Source organism: Pseudoclavibacter sp. JAI123 (genome assembly GCF_013409665.1).
Lineage (GTDB): Bacteria > Actinomycetota > Actinomycetes > Actinomycetales > Microbacteriaceae > Pseudoclavibacter.
Genome location: NZ_JACCCM010000001.1, coordinates 1,276,321 through 1,297,591 on the forward strand (window position 1 = coordinate 1,276,321; position 21,271 = coordinate 1,297,591).

Below are 21,271 nucleotides of genomic sequence, written 5' to 3' on the forward strand. Positions count from 1 at the left end.
TTCCTATGGCAACCAAGATTGACGTCACCGACGCAGCCGGCAAGAAGTCCGGCACGGTCGAACTGCCTGCCGCCATCTTCGACGCGCAGACCAACGTCCCGCTGATCCACCAGGTTGTCGTCGCACAGCGTGCAGCTGCTCGTCAGGGCACGCACAAGACGAAGAACCGTGGAGAGGTCTCCGGCTCAGGCCGCAAGCCGTTCAAGCAGAAGGGCACCGGCCGCGCCCGTCAGGGTTCGGTCCGCATGCCGCAGCACAAGGGCGGTGGCATCGTCCACGGGCCGACGCCGCGCGACTACTCGCAGCGCACCCCTAAGAAGATGATCGCAGCAGCCCTCATCGGGGCACTGAGCGACCGCGCACGCGGTGGCCACCTGCACATCGTCGACTCCCTCGTCACGGGTGAGAAGGCCTCGACCAAGGTCGCAGCAGCAGCAATCGCGAAGGTCGCGGCAGGACGCAACATCCTCGTCGTCCTCGACCGCAGCGATGAGCTCAGCCTCCTGAGCGTGCGCAACCTCCCGGCGCTCCACGTCCTGTTCGTTGACCAGCTCAACGCCTACGACGTGCTCGTCTCGGACGACATCCTCTTCACGAAGGCTGCCTACGACGCGTTCGTCGAGAGCAAGACCAGCAAGGAGCAGGGCGCATGAGCGCAAACAACAAGGACCCGCGCGACATCATCTTCGCGCCGGTGATCTCCGAGAAGAGCTACAGCCTGATCGACCAGGGCAAGTACACCTTCGAGGTCGACCCTCGTTCGAACAAGACCGAGATCAAGCTCGCCATCGAGCAGATCTTCGACGTCAAGGTCGACAAGGTCAACACCTTGAACCGCACGGGCAAGACGCGCCGCACCCGCTTCGGGCTCGGCAAGCGCAAGGACACCAAGCGCGCCATCGTCTCGCTCAAGTCCGGCACCATCGACATCTTCTCGAACGCCGGTTAATCGAGAGCACAGAGGACGAATTCACATGGCTATTCGCAATTACAAGCCCACGACGCCTGGTCGTCGTGGAGCCTCGGTGTCCGAGTTCACCGAGATCACGCGCTCGACTCCCGAGAAGTCGCTGCTCCGCCCCCTGACCAAGTCGGGTGGCCGCAACAACCAGGGACGCATCACGACCCGTCACATCGGTGGTGGCCACAAGCGCCAGTACCGCGTCATCGACTTCCGTCGCAATGACAAGGACGGCGTGAACGCCAAGGTCGCTCACATCGAGTACGACCCCAACCGCACCGCTCGCATCGCGCTGCTGCACTTCTTCGACGGAACCAAGCGCTACATCCTGGCTCCGAACAAGCTCAAGCAGGGCGACATCGTCGAGTCGGGCGCTGGCGCCGACATCAAGCCGGGCAACAACCTCCCGCTGAAGAACATCCCGACCGGTACGGTCATCCACGCCATCGAGCTCCGCCCAGGCGGCGGCGCGAAGATGGCGCGCTCGGCCGGAGCATCCGTCCGCCTCGTCGCGAAGGACGGCCCCTACGCCCAGCTGCGTCTGCCGAGCGGCGAAGTCCGCAACGTCGACGTGCGCTGCCGCGCGACGATCGGCGAGGTCGGCAACGCCGAGCAGTCGAACATCAACCTGGGCAAGGCCGGCCGCAAGCGCTGGCTCGGCGTTCGTCCCACGGTCCGTGGTGTCGTCATGAACCCGGTCGACCACCCGCACGGTGGTGGTGAAGGTCGCACCTCCGGTGGACGTCACCCGGTGAGCCCCTGGGGTAAGCCAGAAGGCCGCACCCGTCGCCCCAACAAGGAGAGCGACAAGCTCATCGTCCGCCGTCGCCCTGCCGGCAAGAAGCGTAAGTAGGAGATCAGAAGATGCCTCGCAGTCTCAAGAAGGGCCCCTTCGTCGACGAACACCTCTTCCAGAAGGTGGTCAAGCAGAACGAAGCTGGCTCGAAGAACGTCATCAAGACCTGGTCGCGCCGATCGATGATCGTGCCGGACATGCTCGGACACACCATCGCCGTGCACGACGGTCGCAAGCACATCCCCGTGTTTGTCACCGAAACCATGGTCGGCCACAAGCTCGGCGAGTTTGCACCGACCCGCACCTTCCGTGGACACGAGAAGGACGACAAGAAGGGTCGTCGCCGCTAACGCGGCGACGTGAAGGAGGAAAATATGGTGGAGTCAACCGCACGCGTGCGGCACATCCGCGTCACCCCTCAGAAGGCTCGTCGCGTCGTCAACTTGATCCGCGGCAAGCAGGCGCTCGAAGCGCTCGCGATCCTGAAGTTCGCACCGCAGGGTGCCTCTGAGCCGGTCTACAAGGTCGTTGCATCCGCAATCGCCAACGCACGTGTCAAGGCAGACAAGGAAAGCCAGTTCCTTGACGAGCGCGACCTCTACATCGCCAAGGCGTTCGTAGACGAGGGTGCAACCCTCAAGCGCTTCCGTCCGCGTGCACAGGGACGAGCATTCCGCATCAACAAGCGCACAAGCCACATCACGGTTGTGCTGGCGACGCCGGAGCTCGCCGAGGCCGAGAAGGGGAGCAGCAAGTAATGGGCCAGAAGATCAATCCGTACGGCTTCCGTCTCGGAATCACGACCGACCACGTCAGCCGCTGGTACGCAGACTCGACCAAGCCGGGTCAGCGCTACAGCGACTACGTCAAGGAAGACATTCGCATCCGCGAGTACCTCCAGAAGTCGCTCGACCGTGCAGGCGTCTCGCGCATCGAGATCGAGCGCACACGTGACCGCGTTCGCGTCGACATCTACACGGCTCGTCCCGGCATCGTCATCGGACGACGCGGAGCCGAGGCCGAGCGCATCCGCGCCGACCTCGAGAAGCTCACGGGCAAGCAGATCCAGCTGAACATCCTCGAGGTCAAGAACCCCGAGGCTGACGCTCAGCTCGTCGCGCAGGGCATCGCCGAGCAGCTCTCTGCTCGCGTCGCCTTCCGCCGTGCAATGCGCAAGGGCCTCCAGGGCGCTCAGCGTGCAGGTGCCAAGGGCATCCGCATCCAGGTCTCGGGCCGCCTCGGCGGCGCTGAGATGAGCCGTTCCGAGTTCTACCGCGAGGGACGCGTTCCGCTGCACACGCTCCGCGCCAACATCGACTACGGCTTCTACGAGGCCAAGACCACGTACGGTCGCATCGGTGTCAAGGTGTGGATCTACAAGGGCGACATGACCAACAAGGAACTCGCCCGCGAACAGGCCAACCAGAAGTCGTCCCGTGGGGACCGTAACGACCGCTCCCGCCGTGGCCCGCGCCGCGACAACGAGAAGCAGGTCGCCGCAGGAGTTGAGGCGTAACCATGTTGATTCCACGTCGAGTCAAGCACCGTAAGCAGCACCGCCCGGACCGCAGCGGCATGTCGAAGGGTGGCAACACCGTCTCGTTCGGCGAGTTCGGCATCCAGGCGCTCACGCCGTCCTACGTCACGAACCGTCAGATCGAGGCAGCTCGTATCGCGATGACCCGCCACATCAAGCGTGGCGGCAAGGTCTGGATCAACATCTACCCGGACCGCCCGATGACCGCCCGCCCCGCCGAGACCCGCATGGGTTCCGGTAAGGGTGCAGTCGACTCCTGGGTCGCGAACGTCAAGCCCGGCCGCGTCCTCTTCGAGGTCGCCGGCGTCAGCGAGGAGCTCGCTCGCGAGGCCCTCACACGCGCCATCCACAAGCTGCCGCTCAAGGCACGCATCATTTCGCGCGAGGAAGGCGAGTAATCATGGCGATTGGTACCAAGGAGCTCGCCACTACCGAGCTCGACAACTTCGAAGACGGACGTCTCGTCGAAGAGCTCAAGAAGGCGAAGGAAGAGCTGTTCAACCTGCGCTTCCAGGCCGTGACCAACCAGGTCGAAGAGCGTGGACGCATCCGTCAGGTCAAGCGCGACATCGCGCGCATCTACACGGTGATCCGCGAGCGTGAGCTCGGGATCCGCGCAACCCCGGCCCCGGTCGAGAAGCCGGCCAAGAAGTCGAAGGCCACGAAGGCTTCGAAGAAGGCCGAAGCCCCTGAGGCTGCGCCCGAGGCTGAGAACGAGGAGACCAAGTAATGGCTGAAAGCACGACACAGCCCGAGGCAACGGAAGAGGCGCACGAGCGCAACTACCGGAAGACCCGGCGCGGCTACGTCACGAGCGACAAGATGGACAAGACCATCACCGTCTCGGTCGAAGAGCGCGTCAAGCACCCCCTCTACGGCAAGGTGCTCCGCCGCTCGAGCAAGGTCAAGGCGCACGACGCCGACAACCTGGCCGGCATCGGCGACCTCGTCCTGATTGCAGAGACCCGTCCCCTCAGCGCTACCAAGCGCTGGCGCCTGGTCGAGATCCTGGAGAAGGCGAAGTAGGCCTCGCCTCTTCGACCGCTCAGCGAAGGAATTTGACAGATGCTTCAGCAAGAATCCCGAGTCCGCGTCGCCGACAACACCGGCGCCAAGGAACTCCTCACGATCCGCGTACTCGGTGGCTCCGGCCGCCGCTACGCGGGAATCGGTGACGTCATCGTCGCGACCGTCAAGGACGCGATCCCCGGCGGCAACCTCAAGAAGGGTGAGGTCGTCAAGGCCGTCATCGTTCGCACGATCAAGTCGACCCGTCGTCCCGACGGCTCGTACATCAAGTTCGACGAGAACGCAGCGGTCATCCTCAAGGGTGACAACGAGCCGCGTGGCACTCGAATCTTCGGACCGGTCGGTCGCGAGCTCCGCGACAAGAAGTTCATGAAGATCGTGTCGCTCGCGCCGGAGGTGATTTAACCCATGGCAACGATCCGCAAGGGAGACCTGGTCCAGGTCATCTCAGGCACGAGCCAGGCTCGCGGTGGAGACCGCGGCAAGCAGGGCGAAGTGCTCGAGGTGCTCCGCGATGAGAACCGCATTCTCGTCCAGGGCATCAACTTCGTGACCAAGCACGTTCGCGTCGGACAGACGCAGCGTGGCACGAAGACGGGTGGCATCGAGACCGTCGAGGCCCCCATCCACATCTCGAACGTCGCACTCGTCGACCCCGAGACCAAGCAGCCGGCTCGCACCGGTGTGAAGGTCGAAGAGGTCACGAAGGACGGCGTCACCAAGACGGTGCGCACGCGCGTCTTCAAGCCCTCGCGTCGCGCAGCCAAGCCTGCCAAGGCAGAGAAGGCCGCCAAGGCTGACAAGGCTGAGAAGGCCGAGAAGGCTGACAAGGCTGAGAAGGCCGAGAAGAAGCCTGCGACGAAGGCCAAGGCCGCCGCACCGAAGAAGAAGGACGACGAGTAGATATGACTGACATCGCCACGGAGGCTGGCAAAATCCAGCCCCGTCTCAAGCTGAAGTACCGCGAAGAGCTCAAGGCTCAGCTGCAGGCAGACCTCGGCGTGAGCAACGTCCACCAGGTTCCGGGTCTCGTGAAGATCGTCGTGAACATGGGTGTTGGCGAGGCAGCTCGCGACGGCAAGATCATCGAGGGTGCCATCACGGACCTCACGGCGATCACGGGCCAGAAGCCCAAGGTCACGAAGGCCACGAAGTCCATCGCGCAGTTCAAGCTGCGCGAAGGTCAGCCGATCGGCGCGCACGTCACGCTGCGCGGCGACCGCATGTGGGAGTTCCTCGACCGCCTGCTCTCGCTCGCCCTTCCCCGTATCCGCGACTTCCGTGGTCTCAGCGACCGCCAGTTCGACGGCAACGGAAACTACACCTTCGGCCTCACGGAGCAGGTAATGTTCCATGAGATCGATCCAGACAAGATCGACCGCACACGCGGTATGGACATCACCGTCGTCACGACGGCGAAGAACGACGAAGAAGGACGCGCCCTCCTGGGCAAGCTCGGCTTCCCGTTCCAGGCCGGTCTCCAGCAGAACTAGTCTGAACACCCGAGGGTCACGGCAGCAGCCGTGACCCCATCGGGCTGTTGCAACCGCAACCGCCCGTCCACCACAGGTCGCGGGGCCGTGTACGGCCCCGCGAAACCAGGCGAAAGGCACTCATCATGACGATGACAGATCCCGTCGCAGATATGCTGACGCGACTGCGCAACGCGAACTCGGCGCACCACGACTCCGTGTCGATGCCGAGCTCGAAGCTCAAGTCCCACATTGCCGACATCCTCAAGCGCGAGGGTTACATCACCGACTGGACAGTCGAAGATGCACGAGTGGGCCAGACCCTCACTCTCTCGCTCAAGTTCGGTCCGAACCGCGAGAGGTCGATCGTCGGCATCAAGCGCGTCTCCAAGCCAGGTCTTCGCGTCTACGCGCGCTCGACCGAGCTGCCAAGCGTCCTCGGCGGCCTCGGCATTGCCATCCTGTCCACCTCCTCCGGTCTCCTCACGGACCGTCAGGCCGAGCAGAAGGGCGTAGGCGGAGAAGTCCTCGCCTACGTGTGGTAATCCGTCATGTCACGAATTGGTCGTCTCCCGATCAGCGTCCCAGCTGGCGTTGACATCAAGATCGACGCGCAGAACGTCACCGTCAAGGGCCCGAAGGGCGAGCTCGCGCTCGTCGTCGCGAACCCCATCGAGGTCAAGCTCGAAGACGGTCAGGTTCTCGTCACGCGTCCGAACGACGAGCGTGAGTCCCGTGCACTGCACGGCCTGACCCGCACGCTCATCAACAACAACATCATCGGCGTCACCGAGGGCTACACCAAGAAGCTCGAGGTCGTTGGAACCGGTTACCGCATCGTTTCCAAGGGCACGGGCGTCGAGTTCGCACTCGGCTACTCGCACCCGATCAACGTCGAGCCCCCGGCGGGCATCACGTTCCAGGTCGAGGGCAACAACAAGCTCACGGTCGTCGGAATCGACAAGCAGGCTGTCGGCGAGGTCGCAGCGAACATCCGCAAGCTCCGCCTCCCCGAGCCCTACAAGGGCAAGGGCGTGCGTTACGAGGGCGAGCAGATCCGCCGCAAGGCCGGAAAGTCAGGTAAGTAACCATGGGACTCGGAACTCGAGGAAAGAGCAAGCAGGCAGCGACCCGTCGCCGCCACGTCCGCCTTCGCAAGAAGGTCTCCGGCGACGCGCAGCGTCCCCGTCTCGTCGTCACGCGCTCCGCGCGTCACGTCTTCGTCCAGGTTGTCGACGACACCAAGGGCATCACGCTCGCATCCGCATCCACCATGGAAGCTGAGCTGCGTGCGTTCGAGGGCGACAAGTCCGCAAAGGCGAAGCGTGTCGGCGAGCTCGTCGGCGCACGCGCAAAGGACGCCGGCATCGAGAGCGTGGTCTTCGACCGCGGCGGCAACAAGTACGCCGGTCGCGTCGCGGCCATCGCTGATGGAGCACGAGAGGCAGGGCTGAACCTGTGACCGAGAAAATCGACACCAACACGCCCGACAACATGACCGACACGCCCGTTGAGACGGCCGCGTCGAGTGAGTCGGCACAGCGCGAAGGCGGCAGCGGACGCGACAACAACCGTCGCGGCGGCGGTCGCGGCGAGCGCGGTCAGGGTGGCGGTCGTGACCGCAACTCGCGCGATGACAAGAGCCAGTTCCTGGAGCGCGTCGTCACCATCAACCGCGTCTCCAAGGTCGTCAAGGGTGGTCGTCGCTTCGCGTTCACCGCGCTCGTCGTCGTCGGAGACGGCAACGGTCTCGTGGGCGTCGGCTACGGCAAGGCCCGTGAGGTCCCGCTGGCCATCTCCAAGGGCGTCGAAGAGGCGAAGAAGAACTTCTTCCGCGTCCCCCGCGTCCTGAAGACGATCCCGCACCCCGTGCAGGGCGAGGCAGCAGCAGGCGTCGTCCTGCTCCGTCCCGCCGCTGCAGGTACCGGTGTTATCGCCGGTGGCCCCGTCCGCGCCGTACTCGAGTGCGCGGGCATCCATGACGTCCTGTCGAAGTCGCTCGGCTCGTCGAACACGATCAACATCGTGCACGCGACCGTCGCGGCCCTCAAGCAGCTCGAGGAGCCGCGCGCAGTCGCAGCTCGCCGTGGCCTGCCTGTCGACCAGGTCGTCCCGCAGCGCATCCTGCGTGCCGAGGCCAACGCGGCCAAGGCAGCAGCCGAAGCACAGAAGGTTGGTGCCTGATGGCCGCGAGTCTCAAGGTGACCCAGATCAAGTCCAAGATCAGCGAGAAGCAGAACCAGCGCGACACCCTGCGCTCGCTCGGCCTCAAGCGCATCGGCGACACCGTCGTGAGGCCGGACAACTCGGTGAACCGCGGCTACGTCAAGACTGTCGCTCACCTGGTCTCAGTTGAGGAGATTTCCGAATGAGCAAGAACGAGAACGAGAAGGACGTGACCTCCGAGCCGCAGCTCAAGGTCCACCACCTCCGTCCCGCTCCCGGCGCCAAGAAGTCCAAGACGCGCGTCGGTCGCGGTGAGGGCTCCAAGGGCAAGACCGCTGGTCGCGGCACCAAGGGGTCGAAGGCACGTACAACCGTGCGCATCGGCTTCGAAGGTGGCCAGATGCCACTGCACATGCGTACGCCGAAGCTGCGCGGGTTCAAGAACCCGTTCCGCGTCGAGTACCAGGTCGTCAACCTCTCCAAGCTGGCTGAGCTCTTCCCCGAAGGCGGCGACGTCACCATCGCCGGCCTCGTGGCAAAGGGCGCAGTTCGCAAGAACGAGCCCGTCAAGGTGCTCGGCAATGGCGAGATTGCGGTTAAGCTGAACGTCGCGGTCGACAAGGTCTCCAGCTCAGCAGAGCAGAAGATCGTTGCTGCCGGCGGTTCCGTCAAGTAGTAACTCCAAGCGGGGGTCGGCGGTTGCCGACCCCCGCTTGTCTCTTTCACGAGAAATGAAAGCAGGAACGTAGTGTTCAGTGCCGTCGCACGAGTGTTCAAGACTCCGGATCTTCGTCGCAAGATCCTCTTCACGCTCGCTATGGTCGCCATCTACCGGATCGGCACCACGGTTCCTGGCCCCTTTGTGAACTACGTCAACGTGCAGCAGTGTCTCGACACTGGGACGCAGATGGCCGGTCTCTACGACATGGTCAACCTGTTCTCCGGTGGTGCGCTGCTCCAGTTGTCGATCTTCGCGCTGGGCATCATGCCGTACATCACGGCATCGATCATCACGCAGCTGCTGCGTGTGGTCATCCCCCACTTCGAGGCACTCCATAAGGAGGGTCAGGCGGGCCAGTCGAAGCTCACGCAGTACACGCGCTACCTGACGATCGCCCTCGCGATCCTGCAGGCGACGACGCTCGCCACAGTCGCGAAGTCCGGGACGCTCTTCGGCACGGGCAACGCAGCCTGCGAGAACGTCCTCAACATGCTCAATGAGTCGGCGGCGACGCCCGAGAACGCCGTGATCAACATGGTCCGCATCGTGCTCATGGTCGCTGCCATGACGGCAGGCACTGCCGTCATCATGTGGATGGCGGAGCTCATCACGGAGCGCGGCGTCGGCAACGGCATGTCGCTCCTGATCTTCACCTCGATCGCCGCCTCGTTCCCCTCGGCGTTCGGCGCCATCGCGGCCGGAACCGGTGGCATGACGACGCTCGTCATCGTCATCGCGATCGGTCTCCTGATCATGATGGCCGTCGTGTTCGTCGAGCAGTCCCAGCGGCGCATCCCGGTCCAGTACGCGAAGCGCATGGTCGGGCGCCGCACCTACGGCGGCAACAGCACATACATCCCCATCAAGGTGAACCAGGCCGGCGTGATCCCGGTCATCTTCGCCTCGTCGCTGCTGTACCTGCCCGCGCTCGTCGCGCAGTTCAACCAGCCGGCAGCGGGGGAGACCCCGCCCGAGTGGGTCACCTGGGTCATGAACAACTTCACGACCGGAGACCACCCGCTCTACATGGCGGTGTACTTCCTCCTCATCATCGGCTTCACGTACTTCTACGTCGCGATCGCCTTCAACCCTGAGGAAGTCGCAGAGAACATGCGCAAGCACGGCGGCTTCGTGCCCGGCATCCGCGCCGGTCGACCGACTGCCGAGTACCTCAACTTCGTGCTGACGCGCATCACGTTCCCCGGCTCGCTGTACCTGGGCGTTCTCGCACTCATCCCGCTCATCGCGCTCTCCACCGTCAACGCGAACGCCAACTTCCCGTTCGGCGGCGCCTCGATCCTCATCGTGGTCGGTGTCGGACTCGAGACGGTGAAGCAGATCGACGCTCAACTCCAACAACGCAACTACGAGGGGCTTCTCCGATGACACATGACGACCAGACCTTCCGCCTGCTCATCGTCGGACCTCCAGGGGCTGGCAAGGGAACCCAGGCCGTCGGCATCGCTGAGGCCTTCGGCATCCCCGCCATCTCCACGGGCGACATCTTCCGTGCCAACATCAAGAACGGCACGAACCTCGGCCTCCAGGTTCGCGAGATCATCGAGAGCGGCAACCTCGTTCCCGACTCCCTCACTAACGAGCTCGTGCGCGACCGCCTGACCGAGGCAGACGCCGCGGCTGGCTTCCTGCTCGACGGCTACCCCCGCACCCTGGAGCAGGTCGCCTTCCTGACGCAGCTGCTCGCGGAGCAGGGCACCGCCATCGACGCGGTCATCGAGCTCAAGGTCGAGGTGGACAGCGTCGTCGAGCGTCTCCGCCGTCGTTCACTCGAGCAGGGTCGCGCGGACGACACGGAAGAGGCCATCCGCCACCGTCAGAACGTTTACTTGCAGGAGACTGCGCCGCTTCTCGAGACCTACGCAGCGCGCGGTGTGCTCGTGAGCGTCAATGGCTTCGGCACCGTCGAGGAAGTTCGCAACCGTATCTTCGCCGCCCTCGAGCAGCGTGGCCTGCGTCACCCGCTGCATCGGTTGAGCGGCAAGTAAGCCCGACACAGCACCACAACCAAGGACCCGCCGGGAGGAGACTCCGGGCGGGTCCTTCGTGGTTGAGGGCCGATCGCACACGGCGGGCGTCGTCTTGGGCCTTTCGTCCCTGGTTCTGCGCGAAGCTTCTCGGCTAGCGTTGCCCTGTCGGCCCTCTCAGTCGGGAGGCGCTGCATGAGCCCTGTAGACAAGGTTGTCCAGGAAAGGAGACGCGTATGCCCTCGCCCTCAGCTGAGCCACATGACCTCGTCGATTTCGACGTGCTGTTGAGCGAGGAGGAGTTGGCCTCGCGTCGACGGGTGCGGCTCCTCGTGGACGAGCACGTGCGGCCGCGAATCGCCTCCTGGTACGAGGATGCTGTGTTCCCGATCGACCTCGTGCCGGTGCTTGCGAGCGAGGGACTGCTCGGCATGCACCTGGGCGGGTACGGGTGCGCCGGACGCAGCGCCGTCGAGTACGGCATCGCTGCCGCCGAGCTGGAAGCCGGCGACTCGGGGATCCGCACGTTCGTCTCCGTGCAGGGCTCCCTCGCGATGAGCGCGATCTGGAAGCACGGCAGCGAGGATCAGAAGAACGAGTGGCTTCCGCGCATGGCGGCGGGCGAGGTCATCGGATGCTTCGGCCTGACCGAGCCAGAGGCTGGATCTGACCCGGGGACCATGCGTACATTCGCCCGGCGGGACGGCGACGACTGGGTGATCAGCGGGGCCAAGCGCTGGATCGGCCTGGCGTCGCTCGCTCAGCTCGCGGTCATCTGGGCGCAGACCGACGACGGCGTCCGCGGCTTCCTCGTGCCGACGGCATCCGCTGGGTTCTCGGCGACGCCGATCGGCCCGAAGCTCTCGATGCGCGCCTCCGTGCAGTGCGACATCGTCTTGGACTCGGTCAGGGTCCCTGCCGATGCGATGCTCCCCGGGGCACGCGGGCTGCGCGGGCCCTTCGAGTGCCTCAACGAAGCGCGCTACGGCATCGCGTGGGGCGTCATGGGAGCGGCCAGGGACAGCTTCGAGGCGGCGCTCGCGTACGCGGGGGAGCGGCAGCCGTTCAATCGTCCGCTGTCCGGCTTCCAGCTGACGCAGCAGAAGCTCGTCGATATGGCGCTCGAGATCAACAAGGGCTTCCTGCTCGCGCTCCAGCTCGGACGCCTCAAGGACGCCGGCCGCATCCAACCGCACCATATCTCCGCTGGCAAGCTCAACAACACGCGCGAGGCGATCGCCATCGCACGTGAGGCGAGGACCATCCTGGGCGGCAACGGCATCACCCTCGACTACTCGCCACTGCGTCATGCGAACAACCTCGAGTCGGTGCGCACCTACGAGGGGACAGACGAGATCCACACCCTCGTCCTCGGCAGCAAGCTGACCGGCATCCCGGCCTTCAGGTAGGCACGGCCGATGCTTCCGGATCGCGAACACGACGGCGTGCTGAGCGGGGTGCGGGTCGCGGACTTCTCGCGGGTGCTCGCGGGCCCATACGCGACGATGATGCTGGCAGACTTCGGCGCGGACGTCATCAAGATCGAGCCGCCCGGCGGTGACGAGACGCGCGCGTGGACGCCGCCGGTCGACGCGCGTGGGCAGTCGACGTACTTCGGGGGCGTGAACAGGGGCAAGCGTTCGCTGTTGCTCGACCTCACCGACGGGGCTGACATGGCGACGGCGAGACGCCTCGCCGTCGAGGCCGATGTTGTGGTGGAGAACTTCAGACCGGGGGTCATGGCGCGCTTCGGTCTGGACTACGAGGCCGTGCGCGGTGAGAACCCGTCCGCCGTGTACTGCTCGGTCACAGGGTTCGGCGCCGCCGGTGGTTCGGCGCTGCCGGGCTACGACCTGCTGGTGCAGGCCGTGGGCGGCCTCATGAGCATCACCGGGCCCGTGGATGGCGAGCCGAGCAAGGTCGGTGTCGCGCTCGTCGACGTGCTGACAGGGCTGAACGCGGTGACCGGAATCCTCCTCGCTCTTCGTGAGCGAGACAGGACCGGCGCCGGGCAGCGGGTCGAGGTCGATCTCATGACGAGCCTGCTGTCGGCGCTCGCGAATCAGGCGTCGAGCACCCTGGCAACGGGAGAGGCTCCAGCGCGGCTCGGCAACGCGCACCCGAGCATCGCCCCGTACGAGCTGTTCGATGCTCGGGACCGGCCACTCGTGATCGCCGTCGGCAACGATCGTCAGTTCGCGTCCCTCGTCGAGACGTTGGGCTGCTCGGAGCTGGCCACCGACGCCCGCTTCTCTTCGAATCAGCTCCGCGTGCACCACCGGTCGGAGCTCAGAGCGCTGCTGGGCGCCCGACTTGACGAAGATGATGCCCGCGACTGGGTGGGGCGTCTGACCGACGCTCGGGTTCCAGCCGGTCTGGTGAACGACGTCGCGGAGGCGTTCGCCTTCGCGGAGTCGCTCGGGCTCGAGGCGGTCCTCGAGCTGACGGACGAGGAAGGAGAGCGTGTGCGGTCGGTGGCGAACCCCATCCACCTCTCGTCGACACCCGCGCGCTCCGCCGGGCCGCCGCCCGATCTCCCAACGGCGGGGGAGAGGGCCGTCTGGCACCAGGAGCGCGTTACTGAACCGTGACGTGCGGACGCGCAGCGTTGCCGAAGCGTTGTCGTCTGGTGACCGGAGAAGCCCGGGCCGCCCACTAGCGTCGTTCTGGTGCGCCACATCAGGGGCGCCAAGAGGTCGGGGTGCATGCATGACAAACGGTTCTGCACCGCAGCGGGGCAGCGCTGAGGACGTGGCGATCCTTGCCGCAGCTGGCGTCGCGGCCGTCGTTGGCGTGCTGACCGCGGTCGCGCTGTCAGGGGCGTCCCCGCTCACGGCGGTGCGTGATGCGCTCGTTTCCGACCGAGCGGTGTCCGGCGTCCTCTTCGCCTTTGCGCTGGTGACGGCGACGTGCATCGTCGCCCTCTCGCTCCGCCGGCGACGCGTGAGGGACGCGCGACGCCGAACGTGGATCACAACCGCTCTGTGCCTCGTCGCGGTCGCGGGGGGCTCCACCCTCGTTGTTGCCCCCGCACGCCACGCCGGTGAGATGGCCGCAGCGGCTCAGCGGGTCGACAACGAGCGCGCGGTAGCCAGCTGGGAGCAGTGGGGGATCGCCGGCGAAGAGACCACGACGGTCCTGACCCAGAACGAGCTGGAAGCGGACTACAGCGCTCTTGTCGATGCGCTCGTCGATGTGCTTGCCGAGCCGGTCACCGAGGACTCGCAGTTCCCGCTGCGCGCGCAGCCCAACCCGCAGGACTGCGGGGACTACGCGCATCCGGGGGTCAGGTACGAGAACGTCTTCAGCTTCAGGACAGCTGACGACGCCGCGAGCTGGGCGGCCGTCGAAGCGCTCGTGCGCGGCGAAGGCTTCTTCGTCGAGGCGACCGTGGACACGCTGGTGGCCAGCGGAACCTACCATCCCTCCGTGTCGTTCGTATCACTGGTGGGGCCGGATGAGACCCTGCCGGGCGAACCGTGGCTGACCCTCACCATCTCGGGGAAATGCGGCGTGGCCGATGACTGAACTGCCCGCGCCACCGAGCGCCCCTGCTTCCTCGCTCGCAGAGAAGCCGCAACCGTGGCCGCTGGCCACCGTCGTCCTGGTCTGCGCCGCGATCAGCTCGCTCGCGCCGCTCGTCGCGATCACGTTCCCGTTCGCGGCCGCGACCGGCGACCTGCCCGCCGCGTGGCTCTGGATCCGCGGGGGGCTGCTCGCCGCCTTCCCTGCCCTCATCTTCGCCGTGGCCGTCGGCGGCTCGGTCCGGCTCGCGAGGATCCGGACGCTCGGGGCACTCGCCGCCGTCGTGGCCGCCGGTCTGCTGGCAGCGGCGAACGCTGCCTTCACAATCATCTGGTGTGCCGTCGCGGCAAGCCGGGCTGCTGGTGCATGACGTGCAGGAGGACAACACGATGGAGAGCTCAGACGAGCGCGCGGCCGAGGTTGGCGTGGACCCGGCGCGACCGGAGCCGCAACGACAGCAGGGCGCAGGCGGCCGTGCGCCCAGCACGCCAGACCGCGCGCTGTTCATCGGCCTGTACGGGCTCGCCGTCGCCGTCGTGCAGGTTCCCGTCTTCGCGGCTGTGATAGCGCTGAGCCCGTTCTCCTCCGTCGGCATGGCGATTCTCTCGCCCACGTACTTCCTCGACGGGATGGCCACGGCAGGGAGCTACGTGTGGGGAGCGATTCTGCAGGCGCTCCTGATCGTGCTCCTCGCTCTGATCCCCGCGCTGGCCGCCGCGGTGGTCTGGCTGCTGGTGGGCCGGATGCGCCGCGAGGGGAAGGCCGAGCAGGCTGGCCCTCTCTATGGGCCCCTGGCGATCTCGGCTCTAGCGACGCTCGCCATGCTCCTGATCGCCGCCACGGTCGTGGTGAACGGTGTTGTGACCGCGTCCTCCAGCCTCTCCACCAGCTACGAGGGAAGCTACGACGAGGCGGAGTTCGGGTACGGCTACGACGACACGTACGTCGAGCCGTCGCCCGCTGCTCCCGTAGTCCCGACGTTCTCGTCGTTGAGTGCCGACGAGGTGAAGGCGGCTGTCACAGCCCTTGCAGATGAGACCAGAGCGCTCGTGCCTGAACCCCTCGAGGACAACCCCGACTACGCGCAGTACGCGGGCGTCAATGAGGTCGCATGCGGCGATGAGGAGCATCCCGGGGTCCAGGCATGGGTCTCGGCGAGCTTCAGGAGCCCGACCGCCGACATCGACATGACCGCGGTCGAGGAACTCTGGACGCAGCACGGGCTGGTTGTCTCCAGGGGCACCGAGTTCATCGCGGACAGCACCTCGGTGACGGGAGACGGTCTCAGCAGCGACGCCCTGGCCCTCGCAACCCTGGAGACGAACGATGGGTGGCTGTACCTGTGGATCGACGGCGACTGCGTCGCCACCGGCTGAGCGTGGACGCGGTCGCCGCCTTCACCGGGGTCGTAGACTCTCCTGATGCGCAAGAGCATCTACAAGACCCCCGCCGAGCTCGCAGCGATGGTCCCAGCCGGACGGATCACGGCCCTCGCCCTCGACGCCGTCGCCGAGGCGATCCGGCCGGGAGTGACCACCCTGGAGCTCGACGCCATCGCGGAGCGTGTCGTGCGCGACAACGGCGCGGTGCCGAACTTCGCGCTCGTCCCCGGGTACCGCCATACGATCTGCGCCTCCGTCGACGACGCAGTGGTGCACGGCATTCCGAACGCTGAGCCGCTCGGGTCAGGTCAGCTTGTCTCGATCGATGCCGGCGCCATGTTCGAAGGCTGGAACGGTGACTCGGCCCGCACCTTCGTCGTCCCAGGCGATGGCGCAGACGCGACCGCGGTGGCAGATGGGACGCGTCTCAGCGAGGCCTGCGAGCGCTCGCTGTGGGCAGGTATCGCGAAGCTCGCGACGGCCAAGCACCTCGCCGAGGTCGGCGCGGCGGTCGAGGAGTCCATCGAGCAGTCCGGCGACTTCGGGATCCTCGAGGACTTCGCGGGCCATGGCATCGGGCGAAGCATGCACGAGGAGCCGACCGTGCACAACATCCGAGTGTTCGGCCGCGGGCCGGTCGTGAAGCCCGGTCTCGCCATCTGCATCGAGCCCATGCTCACGCTCGGCGGGCCCGATGTTGTCATCGACGCTGACGAGTGGACCGTCCGCTCAGCAGACGGAACGCTCGGCGCCCACTGGGAGCACACGATCCTCGTGCACGCCGATGGCATCTGGGTCTCGACGGCACACGACGGGGGCGCGGCGGGCCTCGCCGCGTTCGGCATCGTCCCCACGCCGCCGGCCGGCGCCGGAGTATAGACCGCACTTGCACTCCGCGGGAAGACCACCTAGAGTTGACGCTTGGTGTCTTTTGCGTTGCGATTTCGCGCGCGTCGTCACCGTCCATCCGCACGACCAGCGTGCATTCAATAGCAAACGACAGTGAGGCTATGGCCAAGAAAGACGGCGTCATCGAGATCGAGGGTTCGGTTGTCGAGGCATTGCCAAACGCAATGTTCCGCGTAGAGCTCTCGAACGGACACAAGGTTCTTGCTCACATCTCGGGCAAGATGCGTCAGCACTACATCCGCATCCTTCCTGAGGACCGCGTGATCGTGGAGTTGAGCCCGTACGACTTGACCCGCGGCCGCATCGTCTACCGCTACAAGTAGGCACGCTGTAAGGAACGGCTGGGCATGCGTATGCCCAGCACGAGGCCAGCGATCACAGAAGGAACTTCAATGAAGGTCAACCCCAGCGTCAAGAAGATCTGCGACAAGTGCAAGGTTATCCGCCGTCACGGTCGCGTCATGGTCATCTGCGAGAACCCGCGCCACAAGCAGCGCCAGGGCTAATCGCTCGGGGCTCCTCTCTCACGTGCAGGGCCGGCGTGAGGGATGCCCCTGAGTGCACCTGCACTCGACGTCACAACTGAATACGAAACAGCACCAGTAAGAACCGGAGGGCGTCAAGCCCGACGGGGACACCTTCGGACCGAGGCCGGGGCCCATCCGGTGCATCACACCTCAACCCACAGGAGAAATCCCATGGCACGTCTCGCAGGCGTCGACCTCCCGCGCGAAAAGCGCGTCGAGATCGCACTCACCTACATCTACGGCGTCGGCCGCACGAGCGCACTCAAGGCGCTCGAGGACACCGGCATCGACGGCAACATCCGCGTCAAGAACCTCGACGACGAGCAGCTCGTCCAGCTCCGCGACTACATCGAAGGCAACTTCAAGGTAGAAGGTGACCTCCGACGCGAGGTCGCAGCTGACATCCGCCGCAAGGTCGAAATCGGCAGCTACGAGGGCCTCCGCCACCGCCGCGGTCTCCCCGTGCGCGGCCAGCGCACGAAGACCAACGCGCGTACCCGCAAGGGCCCGAAGCGCACGGTCGCCGGCAAGAAGAAGGCACGCTAGTCGCCGCCGCGACAGCGCCCGCAGATTTCGTAGGAGAGAACATTGGCTACCCCAAAGAGCGCCGCTCGTAAGCCGCGCAAGAAGGACAAGAAGAACGTCGCAGTGGGCCAGGCTCACATCAAGTCGACCTTCAACAACACGATCGTGTCGATCACCGACCCGTCCGGCGCTGTCATCAGCTGGGCTTCCTCCGGTGGAGTCGGCTTCAAGGGCTCGCGCAAGTCGACCCCGTTCGCCGCGCAGCTCGCCGCTGAGGCAGCAGCTCGCCAGGCGCAGGAGCACGGCATGAAGAAGGTCGACGTCTTCGTCAAGGGACCGGGCTCCGGCCGCGAGACCGCGATCCGCTCGCTTCAGGCCGCTGGCCTCGAGGTCGGCTCGATCAACGACGTCACCCCCCAGGCACACAACGGCTGCCGCCCCCCGAAGCGTCGCCGCGTCTAGCCTCTCGTCCGCTGCGAGGCTCTCCCGCAAGGGAGGGCCTTGTGGCGGATGTTCGGCGTCCCCGCTCGAACTCCACACCCGGTCGACGACGTGCGTCGGCTGAATCGCCAAGTGTCATATAGCGGACACTTTGCCGAAAGGAACCCATAGTGCTTATCGCACAGCGTCCAACGCTCACCGAGGAAAGCCTCTCCGAGAACCGCTCGAAGTTCACGATCGGACCGCTCGAGCCCGGCTTCGGCTACACCCTCGGCAACTCACTGCGTCGCACCCTGCTGTCCTCCATCCCGGGGGCTGCAGTCACGAGCATCCGTCTCGACGGTGTCCTCCACAAGTTCACGACCATCCCTGGTGTGAAGGAAGACGTCACCGAGATCATCCTCAACATCAAGCAGCTGGTCGTCTCCAGCGAGCACGATGAGCCGATCACGGCCTACCTCCGCAAGACGGGGGCTGGCGAGGTCACGGCTGCTGACATCTCCGCACCGGCCGGTGTCGAGGTGCACAACCCGGACCTCGTCATCGCAACGCTGAACGACGACGCGAAGTTCGAGCTCGAGCTCACGATCGAGCGCGGCCGCGGCTACGTGTCGGCGACGCAGAACCGCAACGAGTTCTCCGAGGCCGGACAGGTCCCGATCGACTCGATCTACTCGCCCGTCCTCAAGGTCACCTACCGTGTCGACGCGACGCGTGCCGGTGAGCGCACCGACTTCGACAACCTCGTCGTCGACGTCGAGACGAAGCCGGCCATCTCGCCGCGCGACGCCATCGCCTCGGCTGGTCGCACGCTCGTCGAGCTCTTCAGCCTCGCCCGCGAGCTGAACGAGCAGGCAGAGGGCATCGAGATCGGCCCAGCGCCGGTCGACGCGGTCCTCACCAACGAGCTGTCGATGCCGATCGAAGACCTCGACCTCTCCGTGCGCTCGTACAACTGCCTCAAGCGCGAGGGCATCAACACGGTTTCCGAGCTCGTGGCGCTCAGCGAGACCCAGCTCATGAACATCCGCAACTTCGGTCAGAAGTCGGTCGACGAGGTGCGCGACAAGCTCACCGAGCTCGGCCTCTCGCTCAAGGACTCGGTTCCCGGGTTCGAGGGTGCTCACTTCTACGGTGCCGGCGACGACACCGGCGAGTACGTCTAAACAGACCTGCCCGCCAGACCGACTTCACACGAAAGAGAATGACGAATGCCTAAGCCCAACAAGGGTCCTCGCCTCGGAGGCGGCCCCGCACACGAGCGCCTCATGCTCGCTACGCTCGCGGCGCAGCTCTACACGCACAAGCGCATCCAGACGACCGAGACGAAGGCCAAGCGCCTCCGCCCGCTCGCTGAGCGCCTGATCACGTTCGCGAAGCGCGGCGACATCCACGCACGCCGTCGCGTGCTGCAGATCGTCACCGACAAGACCGTCGTGCACGAGCTCTTCACGGAGATCGCACCGCAGATGGAAGGTCGCGACGGCGGATACACCCGCATCATCAAGACCGGCTACCGCAAGGGCGACAACGCCCCTATGGCAGTCATCGAGCTCGTCCTCGAGCCCGTCACCCCGAAGGCCTCCGCAGTGAAGACCGCGCCGGCCGCGGCACCTGCTGAGCCCGAGGTCGAAGCTGACGAGGTCGACACGGCCGCCGGTGACACCGAGGCGTCCGAGCCCACGGCCGACGGCGGCACGCAGCCGACGGAAGCCAACGACGCGGCAGCAGACGCCGCCGAGTCGGACACCGACGAGAAGGCCGACGACGCCAAGTAGTCGGACCTGACACCGAAGCCCTCGAGCATCCACACGGAATGCTCGGGGGCTTCGTCGTGTCGCAGAGAATCGTGATCGAGTAAGGGAAGATGGGTTCATGGCGCACGGGCGAGACACAGCACGGTTCCGTCTGGACATCGCCTACGACGGGACAGCGTTCAGCGGCTGGGCTGCGCAGCCAGAGCTGCGCACCGTCCAAGGGGCGCTCGAAGACGCGCTTCGCCTCGTAGCCCGCGAACTCCCGCCCGGGCCGCTCCTCACGGTCGCGGGCAGGACCGACGCCGGCGTCCACGCCACGGCTCAGGTCGCGCACCTCGATCTCGATGAGCGCGCGGTCGACAACATCCGACGGCGGTCAGACGACGACATCGCCGCGATCCTCCTCCGACGCACCAACGGTGTCCTCGGGCGTGACAGCGACGTCGTCATCGCGCGTGTGTCACCAGCGCCGGACGGCTTCGACGCGCGCTTCTCGGCGATCTCACGCAGCTACGAGTTCCGTATCGCAGATCGGCTCACGCCCCCGAATCCCATCGAGCGGCACCGGACCGCCGTTGTCACGCGCGCGCTGGACGCTGGTCTCATGCAGGCGGCGGCGGAGACCCTCGTAGGGCTCCACGACTTCGCCGGCTTCTGCAAGCCCCGCCCGAACGCGACGACGATCCGAACCCTGCAGCGGTTCGAGTGGATGCGCGATGAACACGGCGTGCTCGTCGCGAACCTCGAGGCCGATGCGTTCTGCCACTCGATGGTGCGCTCACTTGTGGGGATGTGCGCTGAGGTCGGGGCCGGTCGCATCCGCATGAAGGACGTGCCGGCGCTGCTCGAGGCCACCGAGCGAAGCAGCGCGTTCCCCGTCCTGTCTGCACGGGGACTGACGCTGACGGGGGTCGGCTACCCGCCGGAGCATGAGCTGCTCGCGCGCCAGCAGGTGACGAGGGCGCAGCGCCCGGCACTGCATCTTGTCGAACCCTTGGGCGGGTCTGCGGGCGTCGACACGGGATCTACATCTCCCGACTGATTCCCAGGCTCACGCGAACGGTCAGACTGAAGGCATGGTCGATCTCATCAGCTACGCGGCGCTGGCTCTGCCCGTCGTCGTCTTCATCCTGCTGAGCCTGACCTCGAAACTCTGGCCACGAGCGACGGCAGCCGGGGCCTGGACCGCGCTCGGAGCTGGCATCATCGTCTCCGCCTACGGCATCGTGAGCATGGCGATTCCCTCCCTCGACCCGACCGACCCCGACTTCTTCCTCGGATCCTTCCTCTTCGCTGCATCCTTGATCGCCGGGGGAGTGGGAACCATGCTGATCGTGGGCGTGTTCGGAGCGGCGGCGCGGTTCCGGACGATCCGTGCACGGCGCCTCGCGCAGCCTGAGATTGCGAACGCGCGTTCGCTGGCGTAAGCTACTCAAGTTGTCTGCACTTCGGTGTCGGCTTCGAAGTTGAGCCCTCGACTGTGACGTTCGCGGCTGAGTCTTCCCGGGACACGCCTCCCGGCGCCTCATCCGCAACCA

The 21,271-nt window shown here is 65.8% G+C and carries 33 protein-coding genes and 1 pseudogene; all 34 read left to right on the forward strand.

Annotation, left to right across the window (positions count from 1 at the left end):
* Positions 1 to 5 precede the first annotated feature (5 nt).
* The 34 genes and pseudogenes from rplD to HDC34_RS06135 all read left to right on the forward strand — a co-directional run bounded on the left by rplD (position 6) and on the right by HDC34_RS06135 (position 21,160).
* Complete coding sequence (gene rplD, locus HDC34_RS05970; RefSeq protein ID WP_104254036.1) at positions 6 to 653, forward strand: 50S ribosomal protein L4; 648 nt, start codon at positions 6 to 8, stop codon at positions 651 to 653.
* Entirely contained in the window at positions 650 to 949 is a 300-nt protein-coding gene (gene rplW / locus HDC34_RS05975; protein WP_068479290.1) for a 50S ribosomal protein L23, read from the forward strand. Before rplD ends, rplW begins: the two co-directional genes overlap by 4 nt.
* Before the next feature lie 25 nt (positions 950 to 974).
* Entirely contained in the window at positions 975 to 1,814 is an 840-nt protein-coding gene (gene rplB, locus HDC34_RS05980; protein ID WP_104312716.1) for a 50S ribosomal protein L2, read from the forward strand.
* A gap of 11 nt (positions 1,815 to 1,825) precedes the next feature.
* On the forward strand, positions 1,826 to 2,107 hold the full coding sequence (rpsS, locus tag HDC34_RS05985) for a 30S ribosomal protein S19 (RefSeq protein WP_068479286.1): 282 nt from the start codon (positions 1,826 to 1,828) through the stop codon (positions 2,105 to 2,107).
* Positions 2,108 to 2,131: 24 nt separating this feature from the next.
* On the forward strand, positions 2,132 to 2,515 hold the full coding sequence (rplV, locus tag HDC34_RS05990) for a 50S ribosomal protein L22 (protein WP_104242678.1): 384 nt from the start codon (positions 2,132 to 2,134) through the stop codon (positions 2,513 to 2,515).
* Positions 2,515 to 3,273 (forward strand): 30S ribosomal protein S3, encoded by a 759-nt coding sequence (rpsC, locus tag HDC34_RS05995; RefSeq protein WP_068479282.1) that lies wholly within the window; start codon positions 2,515 to 2,517, stop codon positions 3,271 to 3,273. Before rplV ends, rpsC begins: the two co-directional genes overlap by 1 nt.
* A 2-nt stretch (positions 3,274 to 3,275) precedes the next feature.
* A complete protein-coding gene (rplP, locus tag HDC34_RS06000) occupies positions 3,276 to 3,692 on the forward strand; it encodes a 50S ribosomal protein L16 (protein ID WP_068479279.1) in 417 nt (138 codons plus the stop codon).
* 2 nt (positions 3,693 to 3,694) lie between these two features.
* On the forward strand, positions 3,695 to 4,024 hold the full coding sequence (gene rpmC, locus HDC34_RS06005) for a 50S ribosomal protein L29 (RefSeq protein WP_104254033.1): 330 nt from the start codon (positions 3,695 to 3,697) through the stop codon (positions 4,022 to 4,024).
* A complete protein-coding gene (rpsQ, locus tag HDC34_RS06010) occupies positions 4,024 to 4,320 on the forward strand; it encodes a 30S ribosomal protein S17 (protein WP_179556244.1) in 297 nt (98 codons plus the stop codon). Before rpmC ends, rpsQ begins: the two co-directional genes overlap by 1 nt.
* 39 nt (positions 4,321 to 4,359) lie before the next feature.
* Positions 4,360 to 4,728: a 50S ribosomal protein L14 gene (rplN, locus tag HDC34_RS06015; protein ID WP_104254031.1), complete on the forward strand. Its 369-nt coding sequence runs from the start codon at positions 4,360 to 4,362 to the stop codon at positions 4,726 to 4,728.
* Positions 4,729 to 4,731: 3 nt separating this feature from the next.
* Positions 4,732 to 5,076: pseudogene (rplX, locus tag HDC34_RS06020) on the forward strand (50S ribosomal protein L24); the annotation flags it as partial.
* 152 nt (positions 5,077 to 5,228) lie between these two features.
* Entirely contained in the window at positions 5,229 to 5,816 is a 588-nt protein-coding gene (gene rplE, locus HDC34_RS06025; protein ID WP_104254029.1) for a 50S ribosomal protein L5, read from the forward strand.
* Between the two features lie 125 nt (positions 5,817 to 5,941).
* Complete coding sequence (rpsH, locus tag HDC34_RS06030) at positions 5,942 to 6,340, forward strand: 30S ribosomal protein S8 (RefSeq protein ID WP_068479267.1); 399 nt, start codon at positions 5,942 to 5,944, stop codon at positions 6,338 to 6,340.
* Between the two features lie 6 nt (positions 6,341 to 6,346).
* Positions 6,347 to 6,883, forward strand: coding sequence for a 50S ribosomal protein L6 (gene rplF / locus HDC34_RS06035; RefSeq protein WP_104254028.1), 537 nt, complete (start codon positions 6,347 to 6,349; stop codon positions 6,881 to 6,883).
* A gap of 2 nt (positions 6,884 to 6,885) precedes the next feature.
* Positions 6,886 to 7,257, forward strand: a complete 372-nt coding sequence (gene rplR, locus HDC34_RS06040; protein WP_068479263.1) for a 50S ribosomal protein L18 — start codon at positions 6,886 to 6,888, stop codon at positions 7,255 to 7,257.
* 32 nt (positions 7,258 to 7,289) lie between these two features.
* Positions 7,290 to 7,979: a 30S ribosomal protein S5 gene (gene rpsE, locus HDC34_RS06045; RefSeq protein ID WP_104286337.1), complete on the forward strand. Its 690-nt coding sequence runs from the start codon at positions 7,290 to 7,292 to the stop codon at positions 7,977 to 7,979.
* Positions 7,979 to 8,167, forward strand: coding sequence for a 50S ribosomal protein L30 (rpmD, locus tag HDC34_RS06050; protein WP_104312714.1), 189 nt, complete (start codon positions 7,979 to 7,981; stop codon positions 8,165 to 8,167). Before rpsE ends, rpmD begins: the two co-directional genes overlap by 1 nt.
* Positions 8,164 to 8,637: a 50S ribosomal protein L15 gene (gene rplO / locus HDC34_RS06055; protein WP_104312713.1), complete on the forward strand. Its 474-nt coding sequence runs from the start codon at positions 8,164 to 8,166 to the stop codon at positions 8,635 to 8,637. The genes rpmD and rplO overlap by 4 nt, the downstream gene beginning before the upstream one ends.
* Positions 8,638 to 8,709: 72 nt before the next feature.
* Positions 8,710 to 10,068 (forward strand): preprotein translocase subunit SecY, encoded by a 1,359-nt coding sequence (gene secY, locus HDC34_RS06060; RefSeq protein WP_104254027.1) that lies wholly within the window; start codon positions 8,710 to 8,712, stop codon positions 10,066 to 10,068.
* Positions 10,065 to 10,688, forward strand: a complete 624-nt coding sequence (locus HDC34_RS06065) for an adenylate kinase (RefSeq protein WP_179556246.1) — start codon at positions 10,065 to 10,067, stop codon at positions 10,686 to 10,688. Before secY ends, HDC34_RS06065 begins: the two co-directional genes overlap by 4 nt.
* A gap of 215 nt (positions 10,689 to 10,903) precedes the next feature.
* Positions 10,904 to 12,076, forward strand: a complete 1,173-nt coding sequence (locus tag HDC34_RS06070) for an acyl-CoA dehydrogenase family protein (RefSeq protein ID WP_179556247.1) — start codon at positions 10,904 to 10,906, stop codon at positions 12,074 to 12,076.
* Between the two features lie 9 nt (positions 12,077 to 12,085).
* A complete protein-coding gene (locus tag HDC34_RS06075) occupies positions 12,086 to 13,258 on the forward strand; it encodes a CaiB/BaiF CoA-transferase family protein (RefSeq protein ID WP_179556248.1) in 1,173 nt (390 codons plus the stop codon).
* Between the two features lie 118 nt (positions 13,259 to 13,376).
* Positions 13,377 to 14,195 carry a hypothetical protein gene (locus HDC34_RS06080; RefSeq protein ID WP_179556249.1) on the forward strand — a complete coding sequence of 273 codons (819 nt, stop codon included), beginning with the start codon at positions 13,377 to 13,379 and terminating at the stop codon, positions 14,193 to 14,195.
* Positions 14,188 to 14,562: a hypothetical protein gene (locus tag HDC34_RS06085; protein WP_179556250.1), complete on the forward strand. Its 375-nt coding sequence runs from the start codon at positions 14,188 to 14,190 to the stop codon at positions 14,560 to 14,562. Before HDC34_RS06080 ends, HDC34_RS06085 begins: the two co-directional genes overlap by 8 nt.
* Positions 14,563 to 14,581: 19 nt before the next feature.
* Complete coding sequence (locus HDC34_RS06090; protein WP_179556251.1) at positions 14,582 to 15,568, forward strand: hypothetical protein; 987 nt, start codon at positions 14,582 to 14,584, stop codon at positions 15,566 to 15,568.
* Positions 15,569 to 15,613: 45 nt separating this feature from the next.
* Positions 15,614 to 16,453 (forward strand): type I methionyl aminopeptidase, encoded by an 840-nt coding sequence (gene map, locus HDC34_RS06095; protein WP_179556252.1) that lies wholly within the window; start codon positions 15,614 to 15,616, stop codon positions 16,451 to 16,453.
* A 131-nt stretch (positions 16,454 to 16,584) separates the two neighbouring features.
* Entirely contained in the window at positions 16,585 to 16,806 is a 222-nt protein-coding gene (gene infA, locus HDC34_RS06100) for a translation initiation factor IF-1 (protein ID WP_066056559.1), read from the forward strand.
* Between the two features lie 69 nt (positions 16,807 to 16,875).
* Entirely contained in the window at positions 16,876 to 16,989 is a 114-nt protein-coding gene (gene rpmJ, locus HDC34_RS06105; RefSeq protein ID WP_008361054.1) for a 50S ribosomal protein L36, read from the forward strand.
* A 192-nt stretch (positions 16,990 to 17,181) separates the two neighbouring features.
* Positions 17,182 to 17,556, forward strand: coding sequence for a 30S ribosomal protein S13 (rpsM, locus tag HDC34_RS06110; protein WP_068479246.1), 375 nt, complete (start codon positions 17,182 to 17,184; stop codon positions 17,554 to 17,556).
* Between the two features lie 42 nt (positions 17,557 to 17,598).
* Entirely contained in the window at positions 17,599 to 17,997 is a 399-nt protein-coding gene (gene rpsK / locus HDC34_RS06115) for a 30S ribosomal protein S11 (RefSeq protein ID WP_068479244.1), read from the forward strand.
* 149 nt (positions 17,998 to 18,146) lie between these two features.
* Positions 18,147 to 19,142, forward strand: a complete 996-nt coding sequence (locus HDC34_RS06120; protein WP_104254019.1) for a DNA-directed RNA polymerase subunit alpha — start codon at positions 18,147 to 18,149, stop codon at positions 19,140 to 19,142.
* Positions 19,143 to 19,187: 45 nt separating this feature from the next.
* Positions 19,188 to 19,754 (forward strand): 50S ribosomal protein L17, encoded by a 567-nt coding sequence (gene rplQ, locus HDC34_RS06125; RefSeq protein ID WP_104312705.1) that lies wholly within the window; start codon positions 19,188 to 19,190, stop codon positions 19,752 to 19,754.
* 97 nt (positions 19,755 to 19,851) lie between these two features.
* On the forward strand, positions 19,852 to 20,775 hold the full coding sequence (truA, locus tag HDC34_RS06130) for a tRNA pseudouridine(38-40) synthase TruA (protein WP_179556253.1): 924 nt from the start codon (positions 19,852 to 19,854) through the stop codon (positions 20,773 to 20,775).
* 34 nt (positions 20,776 to 20,809) lie between these two features.
* Positions 20,810 to 21,160, forward strand: a complete 351-nt coding sequence (locus HDC34_RS06135; protein ID WP_104312703.1) for a hypothetical protein — start codon at positions 20,810 to 20,812, stop codon at positions 21,158 to 21,160.
* The last annotated feature ends 111 nt before the right edge of the window (positions 21,161 to 21,271 follow it).